Annotated in this window: 16 protein-coding genes; 10 read left to right on the top strand and 6 right to left on the bottom strand. The window is 65.6% G+C overall.

The annotated features are described in order from the left end of the window. Positions 1-42 precede the first annotated feature (42 nt). The 3 genes from L6639_RS25785 (at position 43) to hmuQ (ending at position 3,247) form a co-directional block, all read left to right on the top strand. Positions 43-1,623 carry a DUF1800 domain-containing protein gene (locus tag L6639_RS25785; protein WP_237864440.1) on the top strand — a complete coding sequence of 527 codons (1,581 nt, stop codon included), beginning with the start codon at positions 43-45 and terminating at the stop codon, positions 1,621-1,623. 2 nt (positions 1,624-1,625) lie between these two features. Next, complete coding sequence (locus tag L6639_RS25780) at positions 1,626-2,843, top strand: DUF1501 domain-containing protein (protein WP_237864439.1); 1,218 nt, start codon at positions 1,626-1,628, stop codon at positions 2,841-2,843. A gap of 80 nt (positions 2,844-2,923) precedes the next feature. Further along, positions 2,924-3,247 (top strand): heme-degrading protein HmuQ, encoded by a 324-nt coding sequence (hmuQ, locus tag L6639_RS25775; RefSeq protein ID WP_237864438.1) that lies wholly within the window; start codon positions 2,924-2,926, stop codon positions 3,245-3,247. Between the two features lie 18 nt (positions 3,248-3,265). On the opposite strand, the gene L6639_RS25770 is transcribed toward hmuQ, so the two are convergent. The 6 genes from L6639_RS25770 to L6639_RS25745 all read right to left on the bottom strand — a co-directional run bounded on the left by L6639_RS25770 (position 3,266) and on the right by L6639_RS25745 (position 7,159). Continuing rightward, positions 3,266-4,207 (bottom strand): aldo/keto reductase, encoded by a 942-nt coding sequence (locus L6639_RS25770; protein ID WP_237864437.1) that lies wholly within the window; start codon positions 4,205-4,207, stop codon positions 3,266-3,268. Positions 4,208-4,460: 253 nt separating this feature from the next. After that, the gene (locus L6639_RS25765) at positions 4,461-4,916 is read right to left on the bottom strand and encodes a GNAT family N-acetyltransferase (RefSeq protein WP_237864436.1); all 456 of its coding nucleotides are present in this window, start codon (positions 4,914-4,916) and stop codon (positions 4,461-4,463) included. An 84-nt stretch (positions 4,917-5,000) separates the two neighbouring features. Further along, positions 5,001-5,813 (bottom strand): PAS domain-containing protein, encoded by an 813-nt coding sequence (locus tag L6639_RS25760; RefSeq protein WP_237864435.1) that lies wholly within the window; start codon positions 5,811-5,813, stop codon positions 5,001-5,003. A 130-nt stretch (positions 5,814-5,943) separates the two neighbouring features. Beyond that, a complete protein-coding gene (locus L6639_RS25755; protein ID WP_237864434.1) occupies positions 5,944-6,102 on the bottom strand; it encodes a hypothetical protein in 159 nt (52 codons plus the stop codon). Between the two features lie 73 nt (positions 6,103-6,175). Then, positions 6,176-6,352 carry a hypothetical protein gene (locus tag L6639_RS25750; RefSeq protein WP_164933646.1) on the bottom strand — a complete coding sequence of 59 codons (177 nt, stop codon included), beginning with the start codon at positions 6,350-6,352 and terminating at the stop codon, positions 6,176-6,178. A gap of 156 nt (positions 6,353-6,508) precedes the next feature. Then, positions 6,509-7,159 carry a glutathione S-transferase family protein gene (locus L6639_RS25745; protein ID WP_237864433.1) on the bottom strand — a complete coding sequence of 217 codons (651 nt, stop codon included), beginning with the start codon at positions 7,157-7,159 and terminating at the stop codon, positions 6,509-6,511. Positions 7,160-7,705: 546 nt separating this feature from the next. On the opposite strand from L6639_RS25745, the gene L6639_RS25740 reads away from it, so the two are divergent. The 7 genes from L6639_RS25740 (at position 7,706) to L6639_RS25710 (ending at position 15,667) form a co-directional block, all read left to right on the top strand. Beyond that, complete coding sequence (locus L6639_RS25740; RefSeq protein ID WP_209960265.1) at positions 7,706-8,908, top strand: pyridoxal phosphate-dependent aminotransferase; 1,203 nt, start codon at positions 7,706-7,708, stop codon at positions 8,906-8,908. A 163-nt stretch (positions 8,909-9,071) separates the two neighbouring features. Continuing rightward, positions 9,072-9,554, top strand: coding sequence for a DUF992 domain-containing protein (locus L6639_RS25735; protein WP_237864432.1), 483 nt, complete (start codon positions 9,072-9,074; stop codon positions 9,552-9,554). A gap of 188 nt (positions 9,555-9,742) precedes the next feature. Beyond that, positions 9,743-11,791, top strand: coding sequence for an elongation factor G (locus L6639_RS25730; RefSeq protein WP_237864431.1), 2,049 nt, complete (start codon positions 9,743-9,745; stop codon positions 11,789-11,791). A 155-nt stretch (positions 11,792-11,946) separates the two neighbouring features. Further along, entirely contained in the window at positions 11,947-12,219 is a 273-nt protein-coding gene (locus L6639_RS25725) for a helix-turn-helix domain-containing protein (RefSeq protein ID WP_237864430.1), read from the top strand. 80 nt (positions 12,220-12,299) lie between these two features. Beyond that, positions 12,300-14,057 carry a SulP family inorganic anion transporter gene (locus L6639_RS25720; RefSeq protein WP_237864429.1) on the top strand — a complete coding sequence of 586 codons (1,758 nt, stop codon included), beginning with the start codon at positions 12,300-12,302 and terminating at the stop codon, positions 14,055-14,057. A gap of 88 nt (positions 14,058-14,145) precedes the next feature. After that, positions 14,146-14,985, top strand: a complete 840-nt coding sequence (locus tag L6639_RS25715) for a shikimate dehydrogenase (RefSeq protein ID WP_237864428.1) — start codon at positions 14,146-14,148, stop codon at positions 14,983-14,985. A gap of 55 nt (positions 14,986-15,040) precedes the next feature. Then, positions 15,041-15,667 (top strand): hypothetical protein, encoded by a 627-nt coding sequence (locus tag L6639_RS25710; RefSeq protein WP_237864427.1) that lies wholly within the window; start codon positions 15,041-15,043, stop codon positions 15,665-15,667. The last annotated feature ends 114 nt before the right edge of the window (positions 15,668-15,781 follow it).

The raw sequence follows: 15,781 nt of genomic DNA, 5'->3' as shown, positions 1-15,781 counted from the left end.
AGAGACCATGGAAGCGGTTGGCAAGGCGCGGAGGACAAATCGATGGCCCGCGATTCGCAAGCCGCTCTCGTCGCGCTGAACCGCTTCGGCTTCGGGCCGCGCGGCGGCGCATCCGGCGATCTCATCAATGCGGCCTCCGATCCCCGCGGCTTCGTGAAGGCGGAACTGGCGCGTCCCCTGGGCGCGCTGCTGGAGGCGCCCGGCCTGCAAGCGACGCCGCAACTCGGCCAGGCCGTGTTCGCCTATCAGGACCAGGTCAAGCAGGCGCGCGAGGCCGCCAAGGCCGCAACGCCGACCGAAGCGCCGGCGCCGCCGCCTGCGAACCAGAAGCCCGACAATCAATTACGGCGCAATCTCTCGCTCAACACGGTGGCGAGCGAGATATCAGGTCAGCAGGTGGCTGAGGCCAAATCTGCCGACAACAAGCCCGCCGACGGTGCGATGAAGCCCGACGCCATGCAGCCCAACGCTGCAGCACCACCGGCTGCAAAGCAGCCGCAGCAGCCCCTCAACGTGATCCAGAAGACGTTTCGCACCGAAGCGCTGGCGCGGTTGCAGCGCGCGATGCTGGTCGATTGCGGCTTCACCGAGCGCCTGGTGGTGTTCTGGTCAAATCATTTCTGCATCTCCGCGAGCAAGGGCGAGCTGGCGCGGATGTGGGCCGGCGCGTTCGAGCGCGAGGCGATCCGCCCGCACGTGCTCGGGCGCTTCGCCGACATGCTGAAGGCGGTCGAGCAGCATCCGGCGATGCTGTTCTTCCTCGACAACCAGCAATCGCTCGGACCGGATTCGCGCGCGGGCCAGAACCGCAAGCGCGGGCTGAACGAAAATCTCGCGCGCGAGATCATGGAGCTGCATACGCTCGGCGTCGGCGGCGGCTATACGCAGGAGGACGTCACCTCGCTTGCGCGCATCATCACCGGCTGGACCTTTGCCGGCCGCAAGGGGCAGCTCGGCGCGCCCGGCTCTTTCGCCTTCAATGCCAATGCGCATCAGCCCGGGCCGCAGGTGCTGCTTGGCAAGACCTACGAGGCCAATGGTCTGGCGCAGGGCGAGGCCGCGCTTGCCGACATCGCGCGCCATCCCTCGACCGCGAATTTCATCGCCACCAAATTCGTCAGGCATTTCGTTGCCGACGATCCGCCGCCGGCGCTGGTGGCGCGGCTGCGCGATGTCTTCGTCAGGACCGACGGCGACCTCAAGGCGCTGGCGACGGCTCTGGTCGATTCCGACGAAGCCTGGAAGGCGCCGCTTACCAAGATGCGCTCGCCTTACGACTTCCTGGTCGCGAGCGGGCGGCTGCTTGCGCGGGTGCCGGAGGATCCCGGTCTCTATCTGGGCAGTCTGAACCTGCTCGGCCAGCCGCTGTGGACGCCGGCCGGACCCAACGGCTTCCCCGACACGGCTGCGGCGTGGGCCGCGCCCGAGGGCATGAAGCTCCGGCTCGACATCGCCTCGCAGATGGGTGCACGGCTCGGGCCCAACATCGATCCGCTCGACCTTCTTGAATTCGCGGCCGCCGACGCGGCATCCGTCGAAACGCGCAAAACCATCGAGCGCGCGGAATCGCGCCAGCAGGCCCTGGCGCTGCTGTTGATGTCGCCGGAAATCCAGAGGAGATGATGATGATCGACTGCGTCGAAAACCGGCTCCTCACCTCGCGCCGCGGTCTTCTGCTCGGCGGCGCCGCTTTCGCGGCCTGGGCTTACCTGCCGAAATTCGCGCGCGCCGCCGACGGGCGCGACCCGCGCCTGGTCGTGGTGATCCTGCGCGGTGCCCTCGACGGGCTCGCAACCGTCGCGCCGCTCGGCGACCCCGACTATGCCGCCCTGCACGGCTCGATCGCGCTTACGGCGGACGGTGCGCATCCTGCGACCAGGCTGGACGGCTTCTTCGCGCTGCATCCGGCGATGCCGGAATTTGCGCACATGTACCGCGACCAGCATGCCGCGGTGATCCACGCGGTCTCGACGCCTTATCGTGACCGCTCGCATTTCGACGGACAGGACGTGCTCGAGAGCGGCTATGCCGGACCGGGCCGCGTGCAGTCGGGCTGGCTCAATCGCGCGCTCGAAGCGCTGCCGCGCGGCGAGCGCGTGTCGAGCGGGCTAGCTGTCGGCCCCACCACGCCGCTGGTGCTGCGCGGCGCGGCACCGACCGTCGGCTGGGCGCCGGTCGCGCTGCCGCAGGCCGATGACGACACCGCGATGCGGCTGGTCGATCTCTACCGTCATCGCGATCCCGCGCTCGCCTCGGCGCTGACGCAGGGACTGCAGCTCGAGAAGGCTGCAAGCGGCGACGACATGAAGCCGAAGCCCGGCAACCAGGTCGCGCAGATGCGGCAGGTCGCGCGTGGCGCGGCCAAGCTGATGGCTGCCGATGACGGTCCGCGCATCGCAGCGCTCGCCTTCGACGGCTGGGATACGCACGCGAACGAAGGCGGCCCAGTGGGGCGCCTCGCCTTCCTGCTCGGCGGTTTCGATAGTGCGCTGGCCGAATTCGAAAGCGGCCTCGGCGATCGCTGGCGCGACACCGTCGTCGTCGTCGCCACTGAATTCGGCCGCACCGCGCGCATCAACGGCACCGACGGCACCGATCACGGCACCGGCACCATCGCGCTGCTCGCCGGCGGCGCGGTGAAAGGTGGACGCGTCATCTCCGACTGGCCCGGCCTCAAGCCCGCCAATCTCTACGAAGGCCGCGACCTCAAGCCGACCACCGATTTGCGCTCCGTCATCAAGGGCGTGCTGCAAGGCCAGTTCGGCCTGTCGGATCAGGTGCTGGCCCAGACCGTGTTCCCGGATAGCGCCAGCGCAAGGCCGATGAAGGGATTGGTGGCTTGACAGCCGCCGCCGTCATGCTGCGCCTTGCGGCGCGTCGCGGAATGTCGACATGATTGCCTGAGCATCAGGAGACCTCGCCCATGTACATCGCCATGAACCGCTTCCGCGTCACCAAGGGATCGGAAGCCGCCTTCGAGCAGGTCTGGCTGTCGCGCGACACGCACCTGGACAAGGTGCCCGGCTTCGTCGAATTCCATCTGCTGCGCGGGCCCGAGCTCGAGGACCACACGCTGTATGCGTCGCACACCGTGTGGGCGAACCACGCGGCGTTCGACGCCTGGACCAAGTCGGAAGCGTTTCGCGCGGCGCATGCCCGCGCCGGCGACAACAAGCCGCTCTACCTCGGTCATCCCCAGTTCGAGGGTTTTGAGGTGATGCAGACGGTCGGACGCGGCGCCAAATAGCGCGCCGTACCCGGAACGTCAGCCCTTCGTAATCTTGTCGATCTCGGCGAGATCCTCGGCCGTGAGCTGCCAGGCGATCGCCTTGACGTTCTGCTCGACCTGCTCGACGCGGGTGGCGCCGGCGATCACGCTCGACACTTGCGGACGCCCGGCAAGCCAGGAGAAGGCGAGCTCGAGCATCGAATGGCCGCGCGCCCCGGCAAAGGCCTGAAGCTTTTGGACGACGTCCTCGTTGCGCGGCGTGACATAGCGGTCGCGCAGCGCCGGCACCTTGCCGAAGCGCGTGTCGGCGGGCGCTGTTGCGCCGCGCTGATACTTGCCGGTGAGCAGGCCGCTCGCCAGCGGGAAGAACGGCAACAGGCCGAGCTTGTACTCCTGCGCGGCGGGCAGCAGATCCTTCTCGATGTCGCGGACCACGAGACTGTATTCGTCCTGCGCCGAGACGAAGCGGCTGACATTCATCGCGCGCGCGGTGAACTCGGCTTCCGCGATCCGCCACGCCGGAAAGTTGGAATGGCCGATGTAGCGGACCTTGCCCTGGCGGACGAGATCGTCGAGCGCGCGCAGCGTCTCGTCCAGCGGCGTCAGCGGATCGTAATCATGCTGCTGGTAGAGATCGATGTAGTCGGTCTTGAGCCGTGTCAGGCTGGCCTCGACCGCGCTCATGATGTAGCGGCGCGAAGCGCCCTGCTTGGTGCCGTCGGTCGCCATGGGCTTGGAATATTTGGTGGCGAGCACGATGTCCTTGCGGCGGTCGCCGAGCACCGTGCCCAGCACCGTCTCCGAGCCGCCCATGCCGGCATAGATGTCGGCGGTATCGAACAGCGTGATGCCGAGGTCGATCGCCCGATGGATCACCCTGCGCGAGGTTTCCAGATCGGTGCGCTGGCCGAAATTGTTGCAGCCGAGCCCGACCGCGGACACGCGCAGGCCGGAGCCGCCGAGATTACGAATTTCCATGGGAGATCCTGTCAGACGAGAGCAGGCGGCCATTGTGACCGCGGTGCACTGCAGCGGCAAGCGCCTGCCTGCGTTGCAGCCATGCCGATAGGGAGCGGCAGGCAAAAAAATGCGGCCCCTGTCAGACGCGGCGACTGACGGGGACCGCTTGGGCGCTTGATCGGTGACGGGGGGCCTGATCAGACGCAGCTACACCCTAATCCCGGTGTGTTACGCGCCGGTGACAGCTGGAGTTATCCACAGGCCCGAAAAATCAGAAGATCTTGCGATAGACGATGAAGCCGGAGCGTTCCGCGACCTTGTCGTACAGGCTCTGCGCGGTGGTGTTGGTCTCGTGCGTCTGCCAGTAGACGCGCGGCGAGCCCGCGAGTTTTGCGCGCTCGTAGACGCCGTAGATCAACGCCGAGGCGACGCCCTTGCCGCGCGCGGCCTCCAGCGTGAACAGGTCCTGCAGATAGCACGATGGCTCGATCGCGGTGGTGCTGCGGTGGAACAGATAGTTGGTTATGCCCAGCAGCTTGCCGTCGCTCTCGGCGACCAATCCATGCACCGGCTCATAGGCATCGAAGAAGCGCTGCCAGGTCATTGCAGTAATTGCCGGCGCAAGCGCGGTCGGACCGGAGCGGCCGTAGAAGGCGTTGTAGCCGTCCCACAGCGGCAGCCATTGATCGTAGTCCTGCCGGGTGACGAAGCGAATGGTGAGCGACATCTGGGAAATCCGCGGGTCGATGATGCGATGAGGCATCCTTCATACGGGATGATGGCGGTGCGGATCAATCGTGCTGCCAGGCGATCACTCCGCGACGCGCAAATAGCGGATCAGCTTGCGTCCGGTGGGATCGCGCAGCGAGCGATAGTAATCGGCGCGGGCGGGCGCGTCGGTGTGGCGCACGAGGTCGGTGACCGGCGTGTAGCTCAGCATGCGGCCGCCATCGGGCAGCGCGGCGCAGACGAAGCGCAGCACCTCGCCATTGCGCAAGGCGATATTGATCGGCGTGGCGTCGCCGGTCCGCACCATCTCCATGCGCTGCGCGATGAAGACGCCGAGCTCGTCCTCCGGCAATTCGAACGCGCCGGTGTCGCGGCCGTGATACATCAGCGCGATGAAGGGCGGCTTGTCGTCGGCCATCTCGTCCGGCAGCGCGAAATAATCGCGGAATGCGCGGTTGATGAATTCGGCACGGGTCTCGGCGTCGAGCAGCACGATGCCGATATCGACCTGGTCGAGCGCGGCCGATAGCCGCCCTGCGGTGGCGTGGTTGCGTCGCTCGGCCGCGAAGGCATCGAGTAGCCGCTCGCGCATCAATCCGGTGATGGCCGCGGTGCCGGTGGTCGTCAGCGCGAGCAGGCAAAGCTCCACAAGATCGCTTGCGGCAAAGCCTGGCGCGGTGCGATGGCTGAGCGCGAGCAGCACGGCGCCGATCACGGCGATGATGGCGCTGCCGAGTGCGGATGCAAAGCCGGAGAGCGAACCGGCCAACGCCACGATGCCAACGAACAGCGGCGCAAGCGAGAGAGCGGCAGCATGGCGATCGAGCAGGATCGCCAGCAATGCGATCGCTGCCGTCAGCACGGGACCGGACATGGCACGCCATCCGAACCGCATGGGGCCTCGCTCATTCCTCCCTGAACGAGATAAGGCCGTCAGACTGTCCCATGGTTGCACAAGCGCAATCCGGTTTCGCGCAATGCGCTTAAGCGGCGCTTGCGGGCGTGCGCAAAGCTTTCGGATGATTTTAGACCAAATGCGCGTGCTCGATGCGCTGCTGCAGCGCGGGCGCGTTCAGGGTCGATGTCCCCGGACTCCTGCGGGTGCCGACGAAAATCAACAGTGACGCCGCGACCAGGATGGCCGCCGTCAGGGTGATTGCAACGATGACCACAGGCGATTTCATCGGCGTCCCGTCACGATGCCGTCAGGCGCGGGGCCGCGCGGCACCTTGAAGACATTCCGCGATGAAACGGGGATCAGACCGGTAGACCCATCGCCATGGTCGCCTTGGTCGACAGCACTGTCAGGGTGACGATCAGGCAAAGCGAGACGGCGGCGACGGCGAGCGAGGCCGCAACCGCGTTGGTCAGCCGGGAAGACGAGACGGTATCGGTTTGGCCCTGAAAGCCGACCGTGCCGGACGCCCGCATCATGGGTCTAAATCCTTCAACGTGCGAGCGAATCACCCGCGACGCCGAACAATCTCACAATTTCAACCGGCAATATTGGGGCGGCAATTGCGACGAACATGGCGGGATTTGGGCAAAGGTTAACGCCATGCCCGCTATTTCTTAACGCTCCCCTGGTTTTCAGGCCCCGGCGGCGATGCTGGCGGGGTCGTCGATGTCGGCGGGACGCCAATCCATAGCGACGAAGCCGGGCGCGGCCTCGACGCGCTTCAGCCAGTCCCGGATCGCCGGGAAGGGTTGAAGGTCGAAGTCGCAGCGGTCGGCGAGATGGGTGTAGCCGTACAGCGCGATGTCGGCGACTGTGAGCTGGCGGGCGGCGAAATAGTCGCTGGTCTTGAGGTGGTTCTCCATCACCTGGAGCGCGCCATAGCCGCGCTCCATCCAGTCCTCCAGCGCGTGGGTCTGCAGGTCGCGGCCGCCCTTGACCAGCGACAGCCAGAAATAGGCGGCGCCGATGTTCGGCTCGAGCGCGTGCTGCTCGAAGAACATCCATTGCAGCGCCTCGGCGCGATCGATCCGGTTCTCCGGCGCGAGCGGCGTGCCGACGGCGACATACCAGAGGATGGCGTTGGACTCGGCGAGATAGCGGCTGTCGCCGACCTCGAGCAGCGGCACTTGTCCGGACGGATTCTTTGCCAGGAAGTCCGGCGTCTTGCTCTCGCCGCGCAGAATGTCCACCTCGATCGCTTCGTAAGGTACGTTCAGCAGCGCCAGCGCAAGGCGGACCTTGTAGCTGTTGCCCGAACGTTGCATCGAATAGAGTTTGTACATTCTGGGAGGTCGATTCCGAAGGATGGGCAAAGGACGAAAAGGCGCAGCGCTTGTTGCCCCGCACCGCGGCTAAACAATGATGCCGATGCGAATCCGCCGCAAGGGCTCGGCAATAGAAAAACTCGAAAACCCTACCGCACTGCAACGGCAGGAAAGATCATGTTCGCGCGGCGCTGCAAATCAGGTCACGCTTGCGTCAACATGCACGACTCATCGCATCGCGCAATCGTGGTGCAAAGCGGGTGATGGGGCACGACCTCGCTCCGCGCTAACCGCGGGTCTCGCGCGTCAGGACGCCGTCAGTCTTGTGGCGCCTGCGCGGCTCCAAAATTGCTCCGAGGACAAGCCTTTTCGGATATGAGGGGTTTGCCCGGCAAAGTTGCGGAAAATTGCGAAAATCGAGGCCTCGGCCGCGCGAAATTCGTAAACTTTCCGGAGATCGGACCGAAGTTTCTTGCGGTGCAGCGGCACACGTTTTAGGGTGTCTCCATTCCCACAATCAGAGTCGTGAGCCAAAGGGTTCACGACGCTTGTCAGGAGATGACGATGTCCTTCCTTGCCGCTGCGCTCGACCGTGTGAAGCCGTCCGCGACCATCGCGGTCACGGATAAAGCACGCGCGCTGAAAGCGGCGGGCCGCAACGTCATCGGCCTCGGCGCCGGCGAGCCCGACTTCGACACACCCGCCAACATCAAGCTGGCGGCGATCCGCGCCATCGAAGCCGGCAAGACCAAGTACACCGCGGTCGACGGCATCCCCGAGCTGAAGGACGCGATCATCGCGAAGTTTCAGCGCGAGAACGGCGTCGCCTACAAGCCGAACCAGATCATCGTCGGCACCGGCGGCAAGCAGGTGCTCTACAACGCGCTGATGGCGACCATCAATCCGGGCGACGAGGTGATCATCCCCGCGCCGTACTGGGTCAGCTATCCTGAAATGGTGGCGCTCGCCGGCGGTGAGCCGGTGCCGGTTGTCTGCACCGCGGCGACCGGTTTCAAGCTCGGAGCCGAGGCGCTCGAGCGCGCGATCACGCCGAAGACCAAATGGGTGATCCTGTGCTCGCCGTCGAACCCGACTGGCGCGGCCTATACGCGTGCCGAGCTGAAGGCGCTCACCGATGTCCTCGTCAAGCATCCGCATGTCTGGGTGATGACCGACGACATGTACGAGCATCTCGTCTATGACGACTTCCAGTTCACCACCGTCGCGCAGGTCGAGCCCAGCCTTTACGATCGCACGCTCACCGTGAACGGCGTGTCGAAAGCCTATTGCATGACCGGCTGGCGCATCGGCTACGCCGGCGGCCCGGCCCAGCTCATCAAGGCGATGTCGACCATCCAGTCGCAATCGACCTCGAACCCGTGCTCGATCGCGCAATGGGCTTCGGTGGAAGCGCTGAACGGTCCACAGGATTTCATCCCCGCCAACAACAAGGTGTTCAAGGAGCGCCGCGACCTCGTCGTCTCCATGCTCAACCAGGCCAACGGCATCGAGTGCCCGCGCCCCGAGGGTGCGTTCTACGTCTATCCGTCCTGCGCCGGTACGATCGGCAAGAAAGCGCCGTCGGGCAATGTGATTGGAAACGACGAGCAGTTCGTCACCGAGCTGCTGGAGACCGAAGGCGTTGCCGTCGTGCAAGGTTCCGCCTTTGGCCTCGGTCCGGCATTCCGCATCTCCTACGCCACCAAGACCTCGGACCTCGAGGATGCCTGCAAACGCATCCAGCGCTTTTGCGGCAATCTCCGCTAAGCTTGCAGGTACGATCCGGTATGAAAGGGCCCGCGCAAAGCGGGCCCTTTTTCTTTCACATCCGCGCGATCTGGCACGCCTACAACTATTGTGGCATAGAACGCCGAGCGGTTTCCTGCCGCTCCCTCCCTGCTCGCATCACATTCATCGCCGGAGACATTTCATGCGCCGCTCACTCCTTCTCGCCGGGCTCACCGCAGCGAGCCTCGTTGCCTCCGTCGTGGGCGCCAGCGCACAGTCGTCACGGCTGGTGCAGGTCGGCGTGCTCGAATGCCGCGGCGGCGCCAGCATCGGCTTCGTGGTGGGATCGGTCACCAATCTCGGCTGCGTGTTGCGCGTCGATGGCATGCCCGAGGATCGCTACGTCGCGACGATCCGCAAAGTGGGAATCGATCTCGGCATCACCCAGGAGACGGCGCTCGCCTGGGGCGTATTCGCGCCGGTCAACCGGCTCGGCCCCGGCGATCTCTCCGGCAATTACGCGGGCGCGCAGGGCAGCGCCTCGGTCGGCGTCGGCCTCGGCGGCAACGTGCTGGTCGGCGGCTCCAACAATTCGATCGCGCTTCAGCCGCTCAGCGTGCAGGGCCAGGTCGGCCTCAACGTCGCGGCCGGACTCGAAAGCCTGGAACTCCGTCCGGGCCGTTAAGTCGCGCCAGCGGAGGTGTTGCGTTCACCTCTCCCGCTGGGGAGAGGTGGAACACCAACCGCTAAGCCTTGATCGAACTAACGACGCACCGCAGCGACGTTTGACGCTTGCCAAATCTCGGGGACGGGCAGAGCATCTGCGTTTGCCGACCCAATCATGGGCCGAGCTCCAACCAAGGAGGCGGCGAAATGGGACAAGACGTCAGAAGTCCCCGAGGTCCACGGTGCATTGCGCTGGTGGGCCCTTTCCAATCAGGTAAAACCACACTGCTCGAAGCGATCCTGGCGCGGACGGGCGCAATCCCACGCGCCGGCAGCGTCGACGCCGGTACGTCGGTGGGCGACGCCACACCTGAGGCCCGTCATCACAAGATGACCGTCGGGCTCACTGCTGCCACCACGAGTTTCATGGGCGACAGCTATACCTTCCTGGATTGTCCCGGTTCCGTCGAGTTCGCCCATGACATGCGCGCCGCGCTTCCCGCGGTCGACGCCGCCATCGTGGTCTGCGAGGCCGACGAGAAGAAGCTGCCGCAGCTTCAGATCATCCTGCGTGAGCTGGAGGAGCTGAAGATCCCGCGTTTCCTGTTCCTCAACAAGATCGACCGCGCCAACAAGCGCATCCGCGAGTCGCTCGCAATGCTCCAGCCCGCCTCGCGCGTGCCGCTGGTGCTGCGCCAGATTCCGATCTGGAAGGGCGAGCTGATCGAGGGCTTTGTCGATCTCGCGCTGGAACGTGCGTTCATCTATCGCGAGCACAAGGCCTCCGAAGTCATTGCGCTCGACGGCGGCAATCTCGATCGCGAGAAGGAGGCCCGCTTCTCGATGCTGGAGAAGCTCGCCGATCATGACGACGCGCTGATGGAGCAATTGCTGGAGGACATCCAGCCGCCGCGCGATGCGGTGTTCGATGACCTCGCCCGCGAATTGCGGGATGGGCTGATCTGTCCTGTGCTGCTGGGTGCGGCCGCGCGAGAAAACGGCGTGTTGCGTCTGATGAAGGCGTTGCGTCACGAGGCGCCTGATATCACCGAGACCGCAAAACGTCTTGGTGCGCCGGAAAGCAAGGACGCGCTCGGCTTCGTCTTCAAGACGCTGCATTCGCAGCACGGCGGCAAGCTGTCGCTGACGCGGTTGCTCGCCGGCCATCTCGACGACGGCGCCACGCTGCAATCCTCCTCCGGCGGTGCGAGCCGCATCTCCGGCATTCTCGCCGTCAGCGGCGCTTACGACAGCAAGCGTGCATCGGCCGAAGCCGGCGACACCGTTGCGCTCGCCAAGCTCGACGCAGTCAAGACCGGCGACACCGTCTCGAGCGGCAAGACCGCGCCGGCTGCGCTGAAAGCCTCGGAGCCGACGCCGCCGGTGCTTGCCATCTCGGTTGCGGCCACCGACCGCAAGGACGATGTCAAGCTCGGCCAGGCCTTGATGCGATTGCACGAGGAGGATCCGTCCCTCGTCATCGTGCAGAATGCCCAGACCCACGACACCGTGCTGTGGGGACAGGGCGAGATGCACCTGCGTGTCGCCAGCGAGCGGTTGAGCGACCGCTTCGGCGTCAAGATCACCTCGCATCCGCCCGCGATCGGTTACCAGGAGACCATCCGCAAACCGATCACCCAGCGCGGCCGCCACAAGAAGCAGTCCGGCGGTCACGGCCAGTTCGGCGATGTCGTGCTCGACATCAGGCCGCTGCCGCGCGGCGAGGGCTTCAAGTTCGCCGAGAAGGTCGTCGGCGGCGCGGTGCCGCGCAATTATATTGGCGCGGTGGAAGAGGGCGTCGTCGACGGGCTCGCCCGCGGCCCGCTCGGCTTCCCCGTCACCGATTTGCAGGTGACGCTGACGGACGGCTCCTATCACAGCGTCGATTCCTCCGACCTTGCCTTCCGCACGGCAGCGCGCGTCGGGCTCAACGAGGGTCTGCCGCAGTGCCAGTCGGTCTTGCTGGAGCCGATTCACGTGGTCGAGATCGTCTGTCCGACCGATGCCACCGCCAAGATCAACGCGATCCTGTCGGCGCGGCGCGGCCAGATTCTCGGCTTCGACACCCGCGACGGCTGGAGCGGCTGGGACTGCGTCCGCGCTATGATGCCGGAAGCCGAGATCGGCGAACTGATCGTCGAACTCCGTTCCGCCACGGCCGGCGCCGGCAGCTTCACGCGCCAGTTCGACCACATGGCCGAAGTCACCGGCCGCGCCGCCGACCAGATCATCGCCGCGCATCAGCACGCGGCGTGACACCCCTACCGAAGTAAGGATCACCCCTCTCTCCGTCCCTCTCCCCGCAAAAAAAGCGCGGAGAGGGAGTGTTTTTGCTTGACTATATTTGATGTATTTTACATCATTGTATATGTTCAAGATATCACTTATAAGCGTTGATACGTGAGGCCGAGGTGATCACGTCATTTCAGATGCGGGCAGCCCGGGCGCTGCTCGGCATTGACCAGAAAACCTTGGCGGAACTCGCAGGCGTTTCGCTGCCGACCATCCAGCGGATGGAGGCGAGCACCGGCAACGTTCGCGGCGTCGTTGAGACCTTGATGAAGGTCGTCGAGGCGTTCGACCGGGCCGGCGTCGAGCTGATCGGCGAGCAGGCGCGCAGCGAAAGCGGCGGACGTGGCGTTCGGCTCAAGGAACCTGGGCCGCCGCGTCTGGTGGGAGCGTGATCCCGCGATGATCATGCTCGAGAGCAGGTTGAACTAGCGCATCGTTGCGGCCCGCACGATGCATCGGAGCGTTGTGGGGCATGAGCATCACAGGCGAACACGCAGGCAAGCTGCAACAGCTTCGTCGACCGACCTTTACCGAACTCTATCTGCCGAAGCTCGTGACCGTGTGGCGCGAGGGCTATGGCTTGGCGGATCTCCGCGCCGATGTGTTCGCAGGCCTTACCGTCGCGATCGTCGCGCTGCCGCTGTCGATGGCAATCGCGATCGCCTCGGGCGTCACGCCGGACCGCGGCCTCTACACCGCGGTGGTTGGCGGCTTCATCGCGTCGCTGCTCGGCGGCAGCCGGTTCCAGATCGGTGGACCGGCCGGCGCCTTCATTGTGCTGGTTGCAGCGACCGCCGATCGACACGGCGTCGACGGCGTCATCCTCGCCACCCTGATGGCGGGGCTTTTCCTGATCGCCGCCGGCTTCCTGCGCATCGGCACCTATATCAAGTTCATTCCCTATCCCGTGACGGTCGGCTTCACGGCCGGCATCGCCGTGATCATCTTCGCAAGCCAGCTCCGCGATCTCTCAGGGATCACGCTGGCGGGCAAGGAGCCCAGCGAATTCGTTTCGAAACTCGCGGCGCTGGCCGGAGGCCTGCACACCGTCAATCCGTCGGCGCTTGTAGTCGCACTCGTCAGCATTGGCATCATCGCTTTCTTGCGGCGCTGGCGGCCGTCCTGGCCCGGCATCCTGATCGCAGTCGTGCTCGCGGCGATCGCGAGCGCCGTGCTGTCGCTGCCGGTCGAGACCGTCGGATCGCGCTTTGGCGGCATTCCGCGCGAATTGCCGTTCCCGGCACTGCCGGCATTTTCGCTTGCGAAGGCACAGGCGGTGCTGCCGGATGCGATCGCGTTCGCGCTGCTGGCCGCGATTGAATCGCTGCTTTCCGCGGTGGTCGCCGACGGCATGACCGGACGCCGACACCGCTCCAATTGCGAGCTCGTCGCGCAAGGCGCGGCCAATATCGGCTCGGCGCTGTTCGGCGGCATCTGCGTCACCGGCCTGATCGCGCGCACCGCGACCAACATCCGCGCCGGCGCACGGGGGCCGCTGGCGGGCATGCTGCATTCCGTCTTCCTGCTGCTGTTCATGCTGATCGCGGCTCCGCTCGCAAGCTACATCCCGCTGGCCGCGCTCGCCGCCGTGCTGGTGGTGGTGGCCTGGACCATGGCGGAGAAGCACGAATTCGCCACGCTCCTGCGCTCGTCCTGGGGCGACGCCGTCGTGCTGCTCGCAACCTTCCTGCTCACGATCTTCCGCGACCTGACCGAAGGCATTCTGGTCGGATTCGCGCTCGGCGCGGTGTTGTTCATTCATCGCATGTCGGAGATGACTGATATCGAGGAGCGCGCGCCGCTGGTGGCCGCCGACCGTCCCGATGACGGCAATGGCGAGCGCGTTCCTTACGATCCCGCGCTTGCGGTCGATCGCGACGTGCTGGTCTATCGCATCACCGGCGCGTTCTTCTTCGGCGCGGCCGCGGCAATCGGCAACGTGCTCGACGGCGTCGCCGACACGCGCAAGGGCATCGTGGTCGATTTCGCCGCGGTGCCGTTCCTGGATTCGACCGCGGCAAACGTGCTCGGCCGCGTCGCCGCCAAGGCGCACCGCCAGGGCATCAGGCTGTTCATCACCGGCGCCTCACCCGCCGTCCGACGTGCGCTGCTCACCCACGGCGTCACGCCGCCTCGCGCGCGCTATCGCGCAACCATCGAGCGCGCGGTCGCCGATATCAAGGGCGTGCGAGGTGCAGTTGCCCCCGTCGCCGACGAGACCGTGAGCTAGCAGCCTGATCATCACTGTGGCGCCGGCGCGCTTGACAGGACCGGCCGGACGCGAAATGGATCGCCCTCGAACACGACCCGAGGGAAGGATGACCACGCCCAAGGCTCCCGCAGCCTGTTTGATCGGATGGCCGGCCGCGCATTCGCGCTCGCCGCTGATCCATCATTATTGGCTGCGCACGCTCGGCATCGAAGGCGGCTATGTCATCGAGGCCGTGCCGCCGGATGATTTGCGCGATTTCGTGCTTCGGCTGTCGCTGCGCGGCTTTGTCGGCGCCAATGTCACCATTCCGCACAAGGTCGGCGTGCTCGAACTGTCGACCCCCGATGCGCGCGCCAAGGCCGTGGGCGCCGCCAACACGCTGTGGTTCGAAGACGGCGAACTGCGTTCGACCAATACCGATGTCGAGGGCTTTCTCGGCAATCTCGACGCCAGCGCGCCTGGCTGGGACAAGGCCGGGGAGGCGCTGGTGCTGGGGGCGGGCGGCTCCTCGCGCGCGGTCGTGTTCGGCCTGCTCGAACGCGGCTTCACCAATGTCCATCTTGCCAACCGCACCCTGGCGCACGCCGAGGCCCTTGCGACGCAGTTCGGACCGAACGTGCTTCCGCTGGCCTGGGATGGGATCAGCGACGTCCTGCCGCGGGCCAAGCTTCTCGTGAACACGACCTCGCTCGGCATGCATGGCCAGCCTGCGCTCGCGGTCGATGTGGCGCGGCTGCCGGAAGCCGCCGTCGTCGCCGACCTCGTCTATGTTCCCCTGGTGACGCCGTTGCTCGCGGCCGCCAGGGCCCGCGGGCTGAGGACCGCCGATGGGCTCGGCATGCTCCTGCACCAGGCGGTGCGCGGCTTCGAGCTCTGGTTCGGCCAGCGGCCTGAAGTGACCGCCGAGCTCCGCGCGCTGGTCGAGGCCGATCTCACAAAGACTTGAGAGAATAGTGCGTCGTCTCCGGCGTTCTATCCCGCGGGGACAATCGGAGACATCAATGACGATCCAACGTGCCAATTTCACGCGCCCGCTCATCGCCGTCGCGATGGTGGCTGCTTCAACCTTTGCCGCCGTGGCGCAAAAGGCGCCGGTGCCGACCCGCGTTCGCGGCACGATCGAGAGCGTCGACGGCGACACGCTGCAGGTCAAGTCGCGCAGCGGCGAGGACGTCAAGCTGCATATCGCCTCCGACGCACGCGTCGTCGGCGTCACCAAGATCTCGCTGGCCGACATCAAGGTCGGCTCCTTCGTCGGCGCCACCACCGTGCCGGGGCCGGATGGCGGCAACAATGCCGTCGAGGTGCACGTGTTTCCGGAGAGCATGCGCGGCACCGGCGAGGGCTCGCGGCCCTATGATCTCAAGCCCAATTCCAGCATGACCAACGCCACGGTGTCGGAGAGCGTGGTCGGCAATGACGGCCATACGCTGCTGGTGAAGTACAAGGACGGCGAGAAGAAGGTGTTCGTCTCCGATATGACACCGGTCGTGACCTTCGTTCCCGGCGACAAATCGGAACTCAAAGCCGGCGCCCAGGTCATCGCCTTCATGAAGCAATTACCCGACGGCTCGTTCGAAACCAACCGCGTCAGCGTCGGCCGTGACGGCCTGACCCCGCCGATGTGAATCGGGCGAGCATGATCCGGAAAAGTGTGCAGCGGTTTTCCCTCGCGACAAACGCGGAACGCGTTTGCGCGGAGATCATGCTCAAAAAATTGAGGGAATAGCGGCGGTCAGACG

It is taken from the genome of Bradyrhizobium zhengyangense (assembly GCF_022012555.1).
Taxonomy (GTDB): Bacteria; Pseudomonadota; Alphaproteobacteria; order Rhizobiales; family Xanthobacteraceae; genus Bradyrhizobium; species Bradyrhizobium zhengyangense.
The sequence above is the reverse complement of the archived record's forward strand: the minus strand, read 5'-3'. Positions and strand labels throughout refer to the sequence as shown.